General features: G+C 59.4%; 13 protein-coding genes. 11 read left to right on the forward strand and 2 right to left on the reverse strand.

All coding sequences use genetic code 11. From position 1 onward, the window contains the following. Nucleotides 1-30 precede the first annotated feature (30 nt). The 7 genes from ACYZTL_RS11530 to ACYZTL_RS11560 all read left to right on the forward strand — a co-directional run bounded on the left by ACYZTL_RS11530 (nt 31) and on the right by ACYZTL_RS11560 (nt 9239). Nucleotides 31-2049, forward strand: coding sequence for an ABC transporter substrate-binding protein (locus ACYZTL_RS11530; RefSeq protein ID WP_461951892.1), 2019 nt, complete (start codon nt 31-33; stop codon nt 2047-2049). Nucleotides 2050-2218: 169 nt separating this feature from the next. Then, entirely contained in the window at nt 2219-3595 is a 1377-nt protein-coding gene (locus tag ACYZTL_RS11535; RefSeq protein ID WP_461951893.1) for an OprD family porin, read from the forward strand. Nucleotides 3596-3674: 79 nt separating this feature from the next. After that, entirely contained in the window at nt 3675-5270 is a 1596-nt protein-coding gene (locus ACYZTL_RS11540; protein ID WP_461951894.1) for an ABC transporter substrate-binding protein, read from the forward strand. A 74-nt stretch (nt 5271-5344) separates the two neighbouring features. Then, a complete protein-coding gene (locus ACYZTL_RS11545) occupies nt 5345-6355 on the forward strand; it encodes an ABC transporter permease subunit (RefSeq protein ID WP_075947650.1) in 1011 nt (336 codons plus the stop codon). A 13-nt stretch (nt 6356-6368) separates the two neighbouring features. After that, the gene (locus ACYZTL_RS11550) at nt 6369-7280 is read left to right on the forward strand and encodes an ABC transporter permease subunit (protein WP_461954294.1); all 912 of its coding nucleotides are present in this window, start codon (nt 6369-6371) and stop codon (nt 7278-7280) included. Nucleotides 7281-7290: 10 nt separating this feature from the next. Continuing rightward, nucleotides 7291-8259 (forward strand): ABC transporter ATP-binding protein, encoded by a 969-nt coding sequence (locus tag ACYZTL_RS11555; protein ID WP_461951895.1) that lies wholly within the window; start codon nt 7291-7293, stop codon nt 8257-8259. Next, a complete protein-coding gene (locus ACYZTL_RS11560; RefSeq protein WP_461951896.1) occupies nt 8259-9239 on the forward strand; it encodes a peptide ABC transporter ATP-binding protein in 981 nt (326 codons plus the stop codon). The genes ACYZTL_RS11555 and ACYZTL_RS11560 overlap by 1 nt, the downstream gene beginning before the upstream one ends. A 178-nt stretch (nt 9240-9417) precedes the next feature. Here ACYZTL_RS11560 and ACYZTL_RS11565 read toward each other — a convergent pair whose 3' ends face one another. Then, nucleotides 9418-9663, reverse strand: coding sequence for a hypothetical protein (locus ACYZTL_RS11565; protein WP_461951897.1), 246 nt, complete (start codon nt 9661-9663; stop codon nt 9418-9420). Between the two features lie 338 nt (nt 9664-10001). Continuing rightward, nucleotides 10002-11585 carry a peptide chain release factor 3 gene (locus ACYZTL_RS11570; RefSeq protein WP_461951898.1) on the reverse strand — a complete coding sequence of 528 codons (1584 nt, stop codon included), beginning with the start codon at nt 11583-11585 and terminating at the stop codon, nt 10002-10004. Between the two features lie 565 nt (nt 11586-12150). Here ACYZTL_RS11570 and ACYZTL_RS11575 point away from each other — a divergent pair. The 4 genes from ACYZTL_RS11575 to ACYZTL_RS11590 are packed head-to-tail and all read left to right on the forward strand — an operon-like array spanning nt 12151 to nt 15616. After that, entirely contained in the window at nt 12151-12867 is a 717-nt protein-coding gene (locus ACYZTL_RS11575; RefSeq protein WP_461951899.1) for an ABC transporter permease, read from the forward strand. 20 nt (nt 12868-12887) lie between these two features. Further along, nucleotides 12888-13796, forward strand: a complete 909-nt coding sequence (locus ACYZTL_RS11580) for a glycine betaine ABC transporter substrate-binding protein (RefSeq protein ID WP_461951900.1) — start codon at nt 12888-12890, stop codon at nt 13794-13796. Nucleotides 13797-13808: 12 nt separating this feature from the next. Beyond that, nucleotides 13809-14462 carry an ABC transporter permease gene (locus ACYZTL_RS11585; RefSeq protein ID WP_461951901.1) on the forward strand — a complete coding sequence of 218 codons (654 nt, stop codon included), beginning with the start codon at nt 13809-13811 and terminating at the stop codon, nt 14460-14462. Beyond that, nucleotides 14459-15616 (forward strand): osmoprotectant ABC transporter ATP-binding protein OsmV, encoded by a 1158-nt coding sequence (locus tag ACYZTL_RS11590; RefSeq protein ID WP_461951902.1) that lies wholly within the window; start codon nt 14459-14461, stop codon nt 15614-15616. The genes ACYZTL_RS11585 and ACYZTL_RS11590 overlap by 4 nt, the downstream gene beginning before the upstream one ends. The last annotated feature ends 421 nt before the right edge of the window (nt 15617-16037 follow it).

Raw genomic sequence — 16037 nt, forward strand, 5'->3', positions numbered from 1 at the left:
CCAAAAATGACAACAAATCATGAGGCCAACATGCTCAAACACGCGGTCATTCCGTTTTTAGTCGGCGCCAGCTTGTTAGCTGCCGCACCTTTCGCCCAAGCGGCGACTAACCTGGTGTTTTGCTCCGAAGGGAGCCCGGCCGGTTTTGATCCTGGTCAGTACACCACCGGAACCGACTTCGACGCCTCTGCAGAAACCATGTTCAACCGCCTGACTCAGTTCGAGCGCGGCGGCACCGCCGTGATTCCTGGTCTGGCGACCAAGTGGGACATCTCCGCTGACGGCCTGACTTACACCTTCCATCTGCGTGAAGGCGTCAAGTTCCACACCACCCCGTACTTCAAGCCGACTCGCGAGTTCAACGCCGACGACGTGCTGTTCACCTTTAATCGCATGATTAACAAGGATGATCCGTTCCGTAAGGCGTACCCGACCGAATTCCCGTACTTCACCGACATGGGGATGGACACCAACATCACCAAGATCGATAAAGTCGACGACCACACCGTCACCTTCACCCTCAAGGAAGTTGATGCTGCGTTCATCCAGAACATGGCCATGAGCTTCGCTTCGGTCCAGTCCGCCGAGTACGCGGCCCAGCTGCTGAAAGAAGGCAAAGCTGCCGACATCAACCAGAAGCCGGTCGGCACTGGTCCGTTCGTGTTCAAGAGCTACCAGAAAGACTCCAACATCCGCTACACCGGGAACAAGGACTACTGGAAGCCTGACGACGTCAAGATCGACAACCTGATCTTCGCCATCACCACCGACCCGTCGGTGCGTATCCAGAAGCTGAAGAAGGGCGAGTGCCAGATCACTCTGTTCCCACGTCCGGCCGACCTGAAGGCGCTGAAGGAAGACAAGACCCTGAAGGTGCCTGACCAGGCTGGTTTCAACCTGGGTTACATCGCCTACAACGTGATGGACAAGATCAAGGGCAGCGATCAGCCGAACCCGATGGCTCAACTGAAAGTGCGTCAGGCACTGGACATGGCCGTCAACAAGCAGCAGATCATTGATTCCGTTTACCAGGGTGCAGGTCAACTGGCCGTCAACGCCATGCCGCCGACCCAGTGGTCTTACGACACCACCATCAAGGATTCCAACATCCGTTACAGCGGCAACAAGCAGTACTGGGACCCGAGCCGGGTCAAGCTCGACAACCTGATTTTCGCCATCAACACCGATGCGTCGGTGCGGGTGCAGAAGCTAAAGGCCAACGAGTGCCAGATCACCCTGCACCCTCGCCCAGCCGACGTCGACGCGTTGAAGAACGACGCCAAACTCAAGCTCATCGAGAAGCCCGGCTTCAACCTCGGCTACATCGCCTACAACGTGCGCCACAAGCCGTTCGACCAGCTTGAAGTGCGCCAGGCGCTGGACATGGCGGTGAACAAGCAAGGCATTCTCAACGCCGTTTACCAGGGTGCCGGGCAGTTGGCGCAAAACGCCATGCCGCCGACGCAATGGTCCTACGACGAAACTATCAAAGACGCCGCCTACAACCCGGCAAAGGCCAAGGAACTGCTCAAGGCTGCCGGCGTGAAGGAAGGCACCGAAATCACTTTGTGGGCGATGCCGGTTCAGCGCCCGTACAACCCGAACGCCAAGTTGATGGCCGAAATGCTCCAGGCGGACTGGGCGAAGATCGGTCTCAAAGTGAAGATCGTCAGCTACGAATGGGGCGAGTACATCAAGCGCACCAAGAATGGCGAGCACGACGTCAGCCTGATTGGCTGGACCGGCGACAACGGGGACCCGGACAACTGGCTCGGCACGCTTTACAGCTGCGACGCCATTGGCGGCAACAACTATTCCCAATGGTGTGATCCGGCTTACGACAAGCTGATCAAGCAGGCCAAGGTCGTCACCGATCGTGACCAGCGCACCGTGCTCTACAAACAGGCTCAGCAGTTGCTCAAGCAGCAAGTGCCGATCACGCCTGTCGCCCACTCGACGGTCAACCAGCCGTTAAGCACCAAAGTCGAAGGATTCAAGGTGAGTCCATTCGGCCGCAACGTGTTCTCGGGCGTCAGTATCGACCAATAACCGATTAGCCAAAAACGCTGGGGGCGGATTCCGCCCTCACGCAAGCGTGTTGCCGTAATTCGCCTAACAGGCCTGCAGCAAACGTTTGCGATGCCCTGATTGTTTTAAACCAATAGCCGGATCACCAAAAAAGACCGGCATTAAAAAGAGAAAGAAAGGAGCTTCACCCATGAAACTGAGCAGCACCGCGTTATTGGCCCTGGCCATCAGCAGCGTCACCGCCACGGCCTACGCAGAATCCCAAAGCCAGGACTTCGTTCCGACCCAACTGGCAAGCACCAATGCACAGTCGGAAGCCAAGGGCTTCATTGATGGCCAGAGCCTGTCGGGCACCACCCGTAACTGGTACGCCAACGAAGTTAAACAGCGAGGCGCCACCTTCAAATACGAGCGCCACGGCGAGACCCTGACCGGCACGCGCCGTATCAACTGGCTTCAAGGCACCATCCTGAATTACACCTCGGGTTTCACCCAAGGCACCGTGGGTTTCAGCACCGAAGTCGCTGCTTACAACGTCGTTGCACTGGATCGTAGCCGCGAAGACATCAAGGGCGGTGGCAACCGTACCCTGGCTCACACCAACGGCGACGCTGTGGATCAGTGGAGCAAACTGGGCCTGGCCAACGTCAAGGCACGGATCTCCAACACCACGCTGACTGCCGGCCGCATGAACTTCAGCAGCCCGATCGTAGACGTCATCGGCAACCGTCCGCTGCCTTCGAGCTTTGAAGGTGTGGCCATCCACAGCGAAGAGTTCGACAACCTGTCGTTCGACCTCGGCACCTTCGACCGCGTATCGCCTCGTACCGAGCAGAGCCTGACGAAATTCACCTCTGAGTACACTAGCAACGGCGCTGAAACCGACCACGTAAACACCGCAGGTCTGAACTATCAGCCGCTGAAAAGCCTGAAAACCAGCCTCTACGCGACCAACGTCGAAGACTTCTGGAACCAGTACTACTTCGGCGCCGCTCACGAACTGGGCGACAGCTCGGTCCTGAGCCTGAGCACCGGCCTGAACTACTACAAAACCGTCGACGAAGGCAAAAAGTTGATGGGTGAGATCGACAACGACGCTTACTCGCTGTCGCTGGGCCTGACTCACCAGGCCCACAGCCTGACTTTCTCTTATCAGGAAGTGAACGGTAACGAGTACTTCGACTACCTGCATGAAACCAACGGCATCTACCTGGCCAACTCCCTGCTTTCGGACTTCAACGGCCCGAACGAGAAGTCCTTCCAGGTCGCCTACGGCCTGAACATGGCTGAATACGGCGTGCCAGGCCTGAAGTTCAACATCTACCAGGCTCGCGGCTGGGGCATCGACGGTACGCACTACACCGGCACCGCCTACGACGTGCGCAACATGGACGGCGAGAACCACTATGAATACGGCATCGGTTCTTCGTACGCCGTGCAGAGCGGTCCGCTCAAGGCCACTACAGTTCGCGCTTCCTACACCACCCACCGCGCCAGCGATAACCAGGCTGACGGCAGCATCAACGAGTTCCGTCTCGTGACCACCATCCCGTTCAAAATTTTGTAAAAAGCGCTAGCCGACGGCTGACTCATGACGAGTCGGCCGATCGGTTTTTTCCTGTTCAACCGATTGCAGAGGGTTCTTGATGAAAATGCTTCCCCTACGTGCGGCCATCGCTGCCGCGTTGCTGAGTGTTGCCGTTGGCGTCTCGGCCAAACCCCTGGTGGTTTGCACCGAAGCCAGCCCCGAAGGCTTCGACATGGTTCAGTACACGACTGCAGTCACAGCCGATGCAGTGGCCGAAACCATCTTCAACCGCCTGGCGGACTTCAAGCCCGGCACCACGGACGTGATTCCGGCGCTGGCCGAGTCCTGGGACATCAGCGAGGACGGCCTGACCTACACGTTCCACCTGCGCAAAGGCGTCAAGTTTCACACCACCGAATACTTCAAGCCGACCCGCGACATGAACGCCGACGACGTGGTCTGGAGCTTCCAGCGTCAACTGGACCCGAAACACCCGTGGCACACACTGTCGAGCGTGGGCTTCCCGTACTTTGAAAGCATGGGCTTCAAGGAACTGCTGAAAAGCGTCGAGAAGATCGACGACAACACAGTCACCTTCACCCTGACCCGCCGCGAAGCACCGTTCCTGGCCGACATCGCCATGGCGTTCTCTTCGATCTATTCCGCCGAGTACGCCGATCAGTTGCTCAAGGCGAACAAGACCGGCGACCTGAACAACAAACCGGTCGGTACCGGCCCGTTCATTTTCCAGCGTTACGCCAAGGACGCTCAGGTTCGCTTCAAGGCCAACCCGGACTACTTCCGTGGCAAGCCGCCGGCGGACTCGTTGATCCTGGCCATCGCCACCGATAACAACGTGCGCCTGCAAAAGCTCAAGGCCAACGAGTGCCAGGTGGCGCTGTATCCGAAGCCGGATGACATCCCGAGCATCAAGAAAGACGCCAAACTGAGCGTCGATGAACTGAACGCAATGACCGTTTCGTACATCGCCATGAACACCTCGCACAAGTACATGAGTGACGTGCGGGTGCGCAAAGCCATCGACATCGCCTTCGATAAAGAGGCTTATGTCAGCGCGCTGTTTGGCAAAGGCAATGCAACCGTAGCGGTCAACCCGTTCCCGGACACGCTGCTGGGTTACAATCACAGCCTGAAAAACCCGGTCCGTGATCTGGACAAGGCCCGCGCCCTGCTCAAGGAAGCCGGCGTACCGGAAGGCACCACCTTCACCCTGTTTACCCGCAACGGTGGCGGCCCGACCAACCCGAACCCGATGCTCGGCGCGCAGATGATGCAGGCTGACCTGGCCAAGGTCGGGATCACGATCGACATCCGCGTGATGGAATGGGGCGAAATGCTCAAACGCGCGAAAAACGGCGAGCACGATATGGTTTCCGCCGGATGGGCGGGTGATAACGGCGACCCGGATAACTTCCTGACGCCTATGCTCAGTTGCGAAGCCGCGAAGAACGGCGAAAACTATGCACGCTGGTGCAATGACAAGTTCCAGGCGCTGATCGACCAGGCCCGTGAAAAAACCGATCCGGCCGAGCGGGCGGCGCTGTACGAACAGGCCCAGGTTATTTTTAATCAGGACCAGCCATGGATCAGCATGGCACACACTAGAATGTTCACCGCAATGCGCAACAACGTAGAGGGCTATCACATTAGCCCGCTCACCACTAATAACTTCGCCACCACCCAGGTGAAGTAGATAAGAAAACTCCCGGTGTCCCTGACTCCAGGGACACCAGGCACGCCTAACCGGCTGATGAGGTACACCAAAAGATGTTTAGTTTTATTGCCCGCCGATTGGGGTTATTGATCCCCACGTTCTTCGGCATCACCTTGCTGACTTTCGCGTTGATTCGCATGATCCCAGGCGATCCCGTGGAAGTAATGATGGGCGAACGACGAGTCGACCCCGAAATGCATGCTCAGGCAATGGAACGCCTAGGTCTGAACAAACCGCTGTATGCCCAATACCTGGATTACATTGGCAAACTGGCTCACGGCGATCTGGGTGAATCCCTGCGTACCCGTGAAAGCGTCTGGACCGAATTCACCTCTCTATTCCCCGCGACCCTGGAACTGTCCATGGCCGCTCTGTTGTTCGCCGGCATCCTGGGCCTTCTGGCCGGGGTGATCGCGGCACTCAAGCGAGGATCCCTGTTCGACCATGGGGTGATGGGCATCTCCCTGGCGGGATATTCGATGCCGATCTTCTGGTGGGGCCTGATCCTGATCATGTTCTTCTCGGTGTCCCTGGGCTGGACCCCGGTGTCCGGGCGGATCGACCTGCTCTATGACATCGAGCCGCGCACCGGCTTCATGCTCATCGACACGCTGCTGGCCGATGACGTCGGTGCGTTCTTCGATGCGCTGCATCACCTGATCCTGCCGGCCATCGTGCTCGGCACCATCCCGCTGGCTGTTATTGCGCGGATGACCCGTTCGTCGATGCTCGAAGTGCTGCGTGAGGACTACATCCGTACCGCCCGCGCCAAAGGCCTGTCGCCGTCGCGCGTGGTGTTCGTTCACGGCCTGCGCAACGCGCTGATTCCGGTACTGACCGTGGTCGGCCTGCAAGTCGGCACATTGCTGGCCGGCGCGGTCCTGACCGAAACCATCTTCTCGTGGCCCGGCATCGGCAAATGGCTGATCGAAGCCATTGGCGCACGGGACTATCCCGTGGTGCAGAACGGCATCCTGTTAATCGCCTGCCTGGTGATTCTGGTCAACTTCGTGGTGGACATCCTCTACGGCTTTGCCAACCCACGCATCCGTCATCAGCGCTGAGATCATCATGACCATGACCACTCCAATTCCAGCGGTAGCAGTCGATCAAAGCCTGCTGTATCCGTCCCCGTACAAAGAATTCTGGCAAGCGTTCTCCAAGAACAAAGGTGCCGTCGCCGGCCTGATGTTCATGCTGCTGGTGATTTTCTGCGCGATCTTCGCGCCGTGGGTCGCCCCGCATAACCCGAGCGAGCAATACCGCGACTTCCTGCTGACCCCGCCAGCCTGGCTGGAAGGTGGGCAGATCCAGTTCCTGCTCGGCACCGATGAACTGGGTCGCGACCTGCTGTCGCGCCTGATCAATGGCTCGCGTCTGTCCTTGATGATCGGCCTGTCGTCGGTGGTGATGTCGCTGATCCCGGGCATCCTGCTGGGTCTGTTCGCCGGTTTCTTCCCGCGCTTGCTCGGCCCGACCATCATGCGTCTGATGGACATCATGCTGGCCCTGCCATCCCTGCTGCTGGCCGTGGCGATTGTCGCCATCCTCGGCCCTGGCCTGATCAACACCGTGATCGCGATCGCCGTGGTGTCCCTGCCGTCCTATGTTCGTCTGACCCGCGCTGCGGTGATGGGCGAGTTGAACCGCGACTACGTGACCGCCGCGCGCCTGGCCGGTGCCACCCTGCCGCGCCTGATGTTCATCACCGTGCTGCCGAACTGCATGGCGCCGCTGATCGTTCAGGCGACCCTGAGCTTCTCCTCGGCCATTCTCGATGCCGCCGCACTGGGCTTCCTCGGCCTTGGCGTACAACCGCCGACGCCTGAGTGGGGCACCATGCTGGCTTCGGCTCGCGACTACATCGAACGCGCCTGGTGGGTGGTAAGTCTGCCTGGTTTGACCATTTTGCTCAGCGTGCTGGCAATCAACTTGATGGGCGACGGCCTGCGCGATGCGCTGGACCCGAAACTCAAGAACGCCGCCTGAGGAGATTCAAATGTCACTGTTAGAAATCAAGAATCTCAACGTTCGCTTCGGCGACAAGAACGCCGTTCCGGTGGTCGACGGGCTCGACATCTCCGTGGACAAGGGCGAAGTACTGGCCATCGTTGGCGAGTCGGGTTCCGGTAAATCCGTGACCATGATGGCGCTGATGGGCTTGATCGAACATCCGGGGATCGTCACCGCCGACGCCCTGAATTTCGATGGCAAGAACATGCTCAAGCTCAGCAACCGTCAGCGCAGGCAAATCGTCGGTAAAGACCTGGCCATGGTCTTCCAGGACCCGATGACCGCGCTGAACCCGAGCTACACCGTCGGTTTCCAGATCGAAGAAGTCCTTCGTCTGCACCTGAAAATGTCCGGCAAGCAAGCTCGCGCCCGCGCCATCGAACTGCTGGAAAAAGTTGAAATCCCGGGCGCCGCCAGCCGTATGGACGCCTACCCGCATCAACTGTCGGGTGGCATGAGCCAACGCGTTGCGATCGCCATGGCGATTGCCGGCGAACCGAAACTGCTGATCGCCGACGAACCGACCACCGCACTGGACGTGACGATTCAGGCGCAGATCATGGACCTGCTGCTGGCGTTGCAGAAAGAGCAGAACATGGGCCTGGTGCTGATCACTCACGACCTCGCGGTCGTGGCCGAAACCGCCCAGCGTGTGTGCGTGATGTACGCCGGCCAGGCGGTCGAAGTCGGTCAGGTGCCGCAGCTGTTCGACATTCCGGCGCACCCGTACAGCGAAGCGCTGCTCAAGGCGATTCCGGAACACAGCCTCGGCGCCACGCGCCTGGCCACGCTGCCGGGCATCGTTCCCGGCCGTTATGACCGCCCGCAAGGTTGCCTGCTGTCGCCGCGCTGCCCGTATGTGCAGGACAACTGCCGCGCGCAACGTCCGACCCTTGACCAGAAAAGCAACAGCCTCGCCCGCTGCTTCTACCCGCTGAACCAGGAGGTGGCGTAATGGCCGTCGTACTTACCGCCCGCGACCTCACCCGTCACTACGAAGTGTCCCGTGGCCTGTTCAAGGGCCATGCGACCGTCCGCGCCCTGAACGGTGTGTCGTTCGAGCTGGAAGCCGGCAAGACCCTCGCCGTTGTAGGCGAATCCGGTTGCGGCAAATCCACCCTGGCCCGTGCCCTGACGCTGATCGAAGAACCGTCCTCCGGCTCCTTGAAAATCGCCGGGCAGGAAGTTGCCGGTGCTGACAAGGCTCAACGCAAGCAACTGCGCAAAGACGTGCAGATGGTGTTCCAGAGCCCGTACGCCTCGTTGAACCCACGGCAGAAAGTCGGTGATCAGCTTGCAGAGCCGTTATTGATCAACACCAACCTGAGCGCCTCGGAACGTCGCGAGAAAGTGCAGGCAATGATGAAGCAGGTGGGTTTGCGCCCTGAGCATTATCAGCGCTATCCGCACATGTTCTCCGGCGGTCAGCGCCAGCGGATCGCCCTCGCCCGCGCGATGATGTTGCAGCCTAAAGTGCTGGTGGCGGATGAGCCGACCTCGGCGCTGGACGTGTCGATCCAGGCACAGGTGCTGAACCTGTTCATGGATTTGCAGCAAGAGTTCAACACCGCCTACGTGTTCATCTCGCACAACCTCGCGGTGGTGCAGCACGTTGCCGATGACGTGATGGTGATGTACCTCGGTCGCCCGGTGGAAATGGGCCCGAAGAACGACATCTACGAGCGTCCCCTGCACCCGTACACCCAGGCGTTGCTGTCGGCCACCCCGACCATTCACCCGGACCCGAACAAGCCGAAAATCAAGATCGTCGGCGAGCTGCCCAACCCGTTGAACCCGCCGTCGGGCTGCGCTTTCCACAAGCGCTGCCCGTACGCGACCGACCGTTGCAAAACCGAAGAGCCAGCCCTGCGCCCTCTCGATAACCGCCAGGTGGCTTGCCACTACGCCGAGCAATTCCTCGACGGCGCGGCGTAAACAAAATGTGGGAGCGGGCTTGCTCGCGAAAGCGGTGTATCAGTCAGTATTACCGTCACTAACACACCGCCTTCGCGAGCAAGCCCGCTCCCACATGGGGTAGGCGACCTGTTCATTAACCTCTTCTGCCCCGACTGCGCATCAGTCGGGGCAGAAGAGGTTTTCTTTTGCTTGTTATTTAAGCCCCTTCCTCCTCATCGGTGTCCGGCTCGTCGGTGGTCGAGTCGTCATCGTCCGCGCTACCGCCCTGGCCCTGGTCGCCTGGCTCGGATTCAGATTTGGCCAGCATCAGATCCCCCTGCACGACCTGACCGCTCGCCGCCTGGGTATCGTGATCCTCGCATTCGGCCCACACCGCCGAACTGCCGAGGGACAGCATCACCACCACCTTCAACAGAAACAAAACACGTAGCAACCTGTTCATAGCCGAATCCATCCTTCCGCAGGTGAAACACATGTGCCTGGCTGGGCGCTCTGTGAAATCTAGTTCCGATCAGCCGGGTTCTCCAGATAGGACGCTAACGAAAAGACGGAATGCGGTGGATGTAGAGATTGGTTTTGAATAAGGGTTATTCCGAAAAAAATCAAAGGATCGCAGCCTTCGGCAGCTCCTACAGAGATCAGCGTAGGAGCTGCCGAAGGCTGCGATCTTTTGATCCGTTTTTGGTCCCGGGCACCCGCGCGGAGCGTATGGAAGCAACAACGGACGCAAAAAAGCCCCGAGGCTTTCGCGTCGGGGCTTCTGGTGTTTCGGCTCAGCGCTTAATGATGCTCACGCGTTGCACGGAATCTCACGTCCGGCCAGCGCTCTTCCATCAGCGCCAGGTTGACGCGGGTCGGGGCCAGGTAGGTCAGGTGACCACCGCCGTCGACCGCAAGGTTTTCCACGGCCTTGACCCGGAACTCCTCAAACTTCTTCTTATCGTCGCAATCGATCCAGCGCGCGGAATACACGGTGATCGGCTCATAGGAGCACTCGACCTTGTATTCCTCTTTCAAGCGGCTGGCGACCACGTCGAACTGCAGCACACCAACGGCGCCGAGGATGATGTCGTTGCTGCGCTCGGGGAAGAACACCTGGGTGGCGCCTTCTTCGGCCAATTGCTGCAAGCCTTGACGCAATTGCTTGGATTTCAGCGGGTCACGCAGACGCACGCGACGGAACAGCTCCGGGGCGAAGTGCGGGATACCGGTGAAGCCCAGGACTTCGCCTTCGGTGAAGGTGTCGCCGATCTGGATGGTGCCGTGGTTGTGCAGGCCGATGATGTCGCCGGCAAACGCTTCTTCCAGTTGCTCACGCTCGGAGGAGAAGAACGTCAGGGCATCGCCGATCCGCACGTCCTTGCCAGTGCGCACGTGGCGCATCTTCATGCCTTTTTCGTACTTGCCGGAGCAGATGCGCATGAAGGCGATACGGTCGCGGTGTTTCGGGTCCATGTTCGCCTGGATCTTGAACACGAAGCCGGCGAATTTCTCTTCAACCGGTTCCACGGTGCGCTCGTTGGCGACACGGGCCAGCGGTTTCGGCGCCCAGTTGACCACGGCGTCGAGCACGTGATCGACACCGAAGTTGCCCAGCGCTGTACCGAAGAACACCGGCGTCAGTTGGCCGTCGAGGAATTCCTGCTGGTTGAATTCGTGGCAGGCGCCCTGCACCAGTTCCAGCTGGTCGACGAAGCGGTCGTACTCGTCACCGAGGTGCGCGCGGGCTTCATCGGAGTCGAGCTTCTCGATGATTTTCACATCGGTACGCTCGTGGCCGTGACCGGCGGTGTACACGATGATGTAGTCGTCGGCGAGGTGATAAACGCCCTTGAAGTCGCGGTAGCAACCGATCGGCCAGGTGATCGGCGCGGCCTTGATCTTCAGGACCGCTTCGATTTCGTCGAGCAGTTCGATCGGGTCGCGGATGTCGCGGTCGAGTTTGTTGATGAAGCTGACGATCGGCGTGTCGCGCAGACGGCAAACGTCCATCAGGGCGATGGTCCGAGGCTCTACACCCTTACCGCCGTCGAGGACCATCAACGCCGAGTCCACCGCCGTCAAGGTGCGGTAAGTATCTTCGGAGAAGTCTTCGTGGCCCGGGGTGTCGAGCAGGTTGATCATGTGCTCGCGATACGGAAACTGCATGACCGACGTGGTAATCGAAATACCCCGCTGCTTTTCCATTTCCATCCAGTCGGAAGTGGCATGGCGGTCGGACTTGCGAGACTTCACCGTGCCGGCAACCGCAATCGCCTTGCCCATCAGCAGGAGCTTCTCGGTGATGGTGGTTTTACCGGCATCGGGGTGGGAAATAATGGCGAAAGTGCGGCGTTTCGCGACTTCGGCGGCCTGTTTGGTCATGGGAAATCGCCTGGCGGTGATTCAAAAAAGGGCGGCGAGTATAGCGCAAACCGACCGTCACGGACCACCGTCCGTAGCCCCCCCGAACACCGAATCCCCCTGTAGGAGGTGCCGAAGGCTGCGATCTTTTGATCTGGATTTTTTAAAAAACGCTGAAGATCAAGATCAAAAGATCGCAGCCTTCGGCAGCTCCTACGGTGGCTATCGCTGTTAATTATGGAACCTTTTAAAAGGTGCAGACGTCCACTCCCCTGTTACAGCACTCGTATCAGGGGCTTAAAAATCAGCAAGTTAGCCTGACGAGGCTGCGCTTATGGCTCGATAAGACGTACGCCTTCCTCTGTAGGAGCGAGCTTGCTCGCGAAAAACGTCCAGACAACGCGTTCATCCAGACAGTACGCGTCATCGTTGACGTCCATCGCGAGCAAGCTCGCTCCTACAGGAAAACGCGTGCGGCATTAAGAGCTGCTTCTCGCGAACGTTGATCCCGGCAGCCAGGAATGGCTACCCCGGCCACCCACCACTCGGGACTGCGTTCGCCGACAAAGAAAAAAGGAGTCCGCCTGTGGCTATTCGCTATGGCAAAGGGCTGACAGGAGGTGCGGTTGTCGTCGCCCTTCTGGCCCTGCTGGTCCACTGGATTGGCATCAACACGATCGAACATTACCGCGACGATTTGTTGTTTTACCTGCAAGCTCATCTGATTCTCGTCCTCGCTTCCATGCTGGCCGCCCTCGTTGTGGGCTTACCCGCCGGCATCTTCCTCAGCCGCCCGACCATGGTTGGACGCGCCGAACGCTTCATGCAGATCTTCAACATCGGCAACACCGTGCCGCCTCTCGCCGTACTGGCCATCGCTCTGGGGATTCTGGGCATCGGCAGCGGCCCCGCGATCTTCGCCCTGTTCCTCGCCTCGCTGTTGCCGATCGTGCGCAACACCTATGAAGGCCTGAAAAATGTTCAGGGTTCGCTCAAGGAAGCGGCCGTCGGTATCGGCATGACACCGACTCAAGTGCTGTGGCGGGTCGAACTGCCGAACGCGGTGCCGATCATCATCGGTGGCGTGCGTGTAGCACTGGCGATCAACGTCGGGACGGCACCACTGGCGTTCCTGATCGGCGCCAACAGTCTGGGCAGCCTGATTTTCCCCGGCATCGCCCTGAACAATCAGCCGCAACTGCTACTTGGCGCGGCCTGCACCGCCCTGCTGGCCTTGCTGCTCGACGGTCTGGTGACACTCGCCAGCCGCCTCTGGCTCGAACGCGGCTTGCGCCCGTCTTAAGCCTCGGCAAAGGAATAATCATGAAAGCTCTTTTTCTAAAAGGCGGTAGCTTTTTATTAGGCTGCGCCCTGCTGCTCGCAGGATTGGCCCAAGCCGCTGAAAAACCGGTGATCCGCATCGGCGCCCGGGTGTTCACCGAACAAACCCTGCTCGCGGAAATCACCTCCCAGTACCTGCGCACCAAGGGTTATGACACCCAGGTGACTGGTGGATTGGGCAGTAACCTCGCTCGCAGCGCCCACGAAAGTGGCCAACTGGACTTGATGTGGGAATACACCGGCGTGTCGCTGGTGGCCTACAACCATGTCACCGAAAAACTCGACAGCGCTCAGTCCTACGCCAAGGTGAAAGAACTCGACGCGAAAAAAGGCCTGATCTGGCTGACCCCGTCGAAATTCAGCAACACCTACGCCCTGGCCCTGCCGGAAAAAACCGCGAAGGCCTACCCGCAGATCAACACCATCAGCGAGCTGAACACGGTGATGCAGGCTGAAGCGAAGACCCATCACCTGGTCGCGCTGGACACCGAGTTCGCCAACCGTTCCGACGGTCTGGACGGCATGGTCGACCTCTACGGGATGAACCTGACCCGCAAAAACTTCCGCCAGATGGACGCGGGACTGGTCTACACCGCCCTGCGCAATGGCCAGGTGTTCGCCGGTCTGGTCTACACCACCGACGGTCGCTTGAACGCCTTCAAACTGAAACTGCTCGAAGACGACAAGCATTACTTCCCGGACTACACCGCCGCGCCGGTGGTGCGTCAGGTTTACCTCGATGCCCATCCGAAACTGGCGGAAGAGATCAAACCGCTGGCCGAGCTGTTCGATGACGAAACCATGCGCCAGCTCAACGCGCGGGTCGATGTCGATCACGAAAGCCCTTCATCCGTTGCCGCCGATTTCCTGCGCCAGCATCCAATCAACTAAGGAGGAAAAGCCATGGAATTTCTGAACGCCTTTTCCCATCTCGACTGGCCGCTGGTGCTGCACCTGACCTGGCAGCACATCACTTTGGTCGGCATCGCCGTGACCCTGGCGATTCTGGTTGGCGTGCCGCTGGGCATTCTGATGACGCGTTTCCCGACGCTCGCCGGTCCCTTGCAAGCCAGCGCCACCGTGCTGCTCACCGTGCCGTCGATTGCGCTGTTTGGCCTGCTGCTGCCGTTCTACTCCAAGTTCGGTCAGGGCCTCGGTCCGATGCCAGCGATCACGGCGGTGTTTCTGTACTCGCTGCTGCCGATCATGCGTAACACCTACCTCGCCCTGACCGGCGTTGAACCGGGCATTCGCGAAGCCGCACGCGGCATCGGCATGACCTTCGGCCAGCGCCTGCGCTTGGTCGAACTGCCAATCGCCGTGCCGGTGATCCTCGCCGGCGTGCGCACCGCCGTGGTCATGAACATCGGTGTCATGACCATCGCCGCGACCATCGGCGCCGGTGGCCTCGGTGTCCTCATTCTCGCTTCCATCAGCCGCAGCGACATGTCGATGCTGATCGTCGGCGCCGTGCTGGTCAGTCTCCTGGCCATCTTCGCTGACCTGCTTCTGCAATGGCTGCAACGCACGCTGACTCCAAAAGGACTCCTGAAATGATCGAACTTCAAAACCTCAGCAAGACCTTCCAAAGCAACGGCAAAGACGTGAAAGCCGTGGACTCGGTCAGCCTGACCGTCAACGAAGGCGAAATCTGTGTGTTCCTCGGGCCATCGGGCTGCGGCAAAAGCACCACGCTGAAAATGATCAACCGCCTGATCAAGCCGACCTCGGGCAAGATCCTGATCAACGGCGAAGACACCACTGACCTCGACGCAGTGACCCTGCGGCGCAACATCGGTTACGTGATCCAGCAGATCGGTCTGTTCCCGAACATGACCATCGAGGAAAACATCACCATCGTTCCGCGCCTGCTGGGCTGGGACAACCAGAAATGCCACGACCGCGCCCGCGAGTTGATGAGCATGATCAAGCTTGAGCCCAAGCAGTACCTGACTCGCTACCCGCGTGAATTGTCCGGCGGCCAGCAGCAACGGATCGGTGTGATTCGTGCGTTGGCGGCGGATGCGCCGCTGTTGCTGATGGACGAACCGTTCGGCGCGGTCGACCCGATCAACCGCGAGATGATCCAGAACGAGTTCTTCGAGATGCAGCGCGCGCTGAACAAGACCGTGATCATGGTCAGCCATGACATCGACGAAGCGATCAAGCTGGGCGACAAGATTGCAATCTTCCGCGCCGGCAAGCTGTTGCAGATCGACCATCCGGATACGCTGCTGGCGCACCCGGCGGATGACTTTGTCAGCAACTTCGTCGGCCAGGACAGCACGCTCAAGCGTCTGTTGCTGGTGAAGGCCGAAGACGCGGCAGACAACGCGCCGTCCGTCAGCCCGGAAACGCCGGTGGCTGAAGCCCTGGAGTTGATGGACGAACTGGACCGTCGTTATGTCGTCGTCACAGATGGTGCGAACAAAGCGATGGGTTATGTACGACGTCGCGACCTGCACCGTCAGACCGGGAGCTGCGCGCAGTACCTGCGTGAGTTCAACGCCACTGCCGCGTACGACGAGCATTTGCGCATCCTGCTGTCGCGGATGTACGAGTTCAATCGCTCGTGGTTGCCGGTGATGGATGCGGAGCGGGTGTTCCTCGGGGAGGTGACTCAGGAATCGATTGCCGAATACCTCAGCTCCGGCAAGTCCCGTGGGGGCAAGACCAGTATTGTTTCGCCGGCCGAGACAGCGCTGGCCTGACCAACCCTGTGGCGAGGGAGCTTGCTCCCGCTCGGCTGCGAAGCAGTCGCAAGTCAGCCGATGCGGTGTTTCTGTAGAACCGCATTGCCTGATTTTGGGGCCGCTGCGCAGCCCAGCGGGAGCAAGCTCCCTCGCCACAAAGGCAATGCAGATCCCTTCAAAAAAATGGCCAACCGGGGAACATCACACTGTCATGCAGGTCGGTTACATCAGTAACTGTCCGGGACCGCACGACGGAAGCGTGCAAAAACGCGACATTTTTTGTTGATCTCAAGCCCCTCACGCCCTAAAGTTCGCGCCGAACGTCCATGCTGGAAACGATCCATCCGGCTCAAGTACTGACGACGAGACAGCAAGGCCAAGGGAAGCACCGCCTCCCGTGGCCTTTTTGCTTTCGGCGACATGCCTTGGGAAGTAGGCG

This window comes from Pseudomonas sp. LB3P81 (genome assembly GCF_054897965.1).

Bases quoted from the DNA above. Each gene is read 5' to 3' on its own strand.
- ACYZTL_RS11570 (WP_461951898.1), bottom strand. From the start codon at position 11,585: ATGACCAAACAGGCCGCCGAAGTCGCGAAACGCCGCACTTTCGCCATT.
- ACYZTL_RS11585 (WP_461951901.1), top strand. From the start codon at position 13,809: ATGGAATTTCTGAACGCCTTTTCCCATCTCGACTGGCCGCTGGTGCTG.
- ACYZTL_RS11540 (WP_461951894.1), top strand. From the start codon at position 3,675: ATGAAAATGCTTCCCCTACGTGCGGCCATCGCTGCCGCGTTGCTGAGT.
- ACYZTL_RS11550 (WP_461954294.1), top strand. From the start codon at position 6,369: ATGACCACTCCAATTCCAGCGGTAGCAGTCGATCAAAGCCTGCTGTAT.
- ACYZTL_RS11565 (WP_461951897.1), bottom strand. From the start codon at position 9,663: ATGAACAGGTTGCTACGTGTTTTGTTTCTGTTGAAGGTGGTGGTGATG.
- ACYZTL_RS11535 (WP_461951893.1), top strand. From the start codon at position 2,219: ATGAAACTGAGCAGCACCGCGTTATTGGCCCTGGCCATCAGCAGCGTC.
- ACYZTL_RS11560 (WP_461951896.1), top strand. From the start codon at position 8,259: ATGGCCGTCGTACTTACCGCCCGCGACCTCACCCGTCACTACGAAGTG.
- ACYZTL_RS11530 (WP_461951892.1), top strand. From the start codon at position 31: ATGCTCAAACACGCGGTCATTCCGTTTTTAGTCGGCGCCAGCTTGTTA.
- ACYZTL_RS11590 (WP_461951902.1), top strand. From the start codon at position 14,459: ATGATCGAACTTCAAAACCTCAGCAAGACCTTCCAAAGCAACGGCAAA.
- ACYZTL_RS11545 (WP_075947650.1), top strand. From the start codon at position 5,345: ATGTTTAGTTTTATTGCCCGCCGATTGGGGTTATTGATCCCCACGTTC.
- ACYZTL_RS11555 (WP_461951895.1), top strand. From the start codon at position 7,291: ATGTCACTGTTAGAAATCAAGAATCTCAACGTTCGCTTCGGCGACAAG.
- ACYZTL_RS11580 (WP_461951900.1), top strand. From the start codon at position 12,888: ATGAAAGCTCTTTTTCTAAAAGGCGGTAGCTTTTTATTAGGCTGCGCC.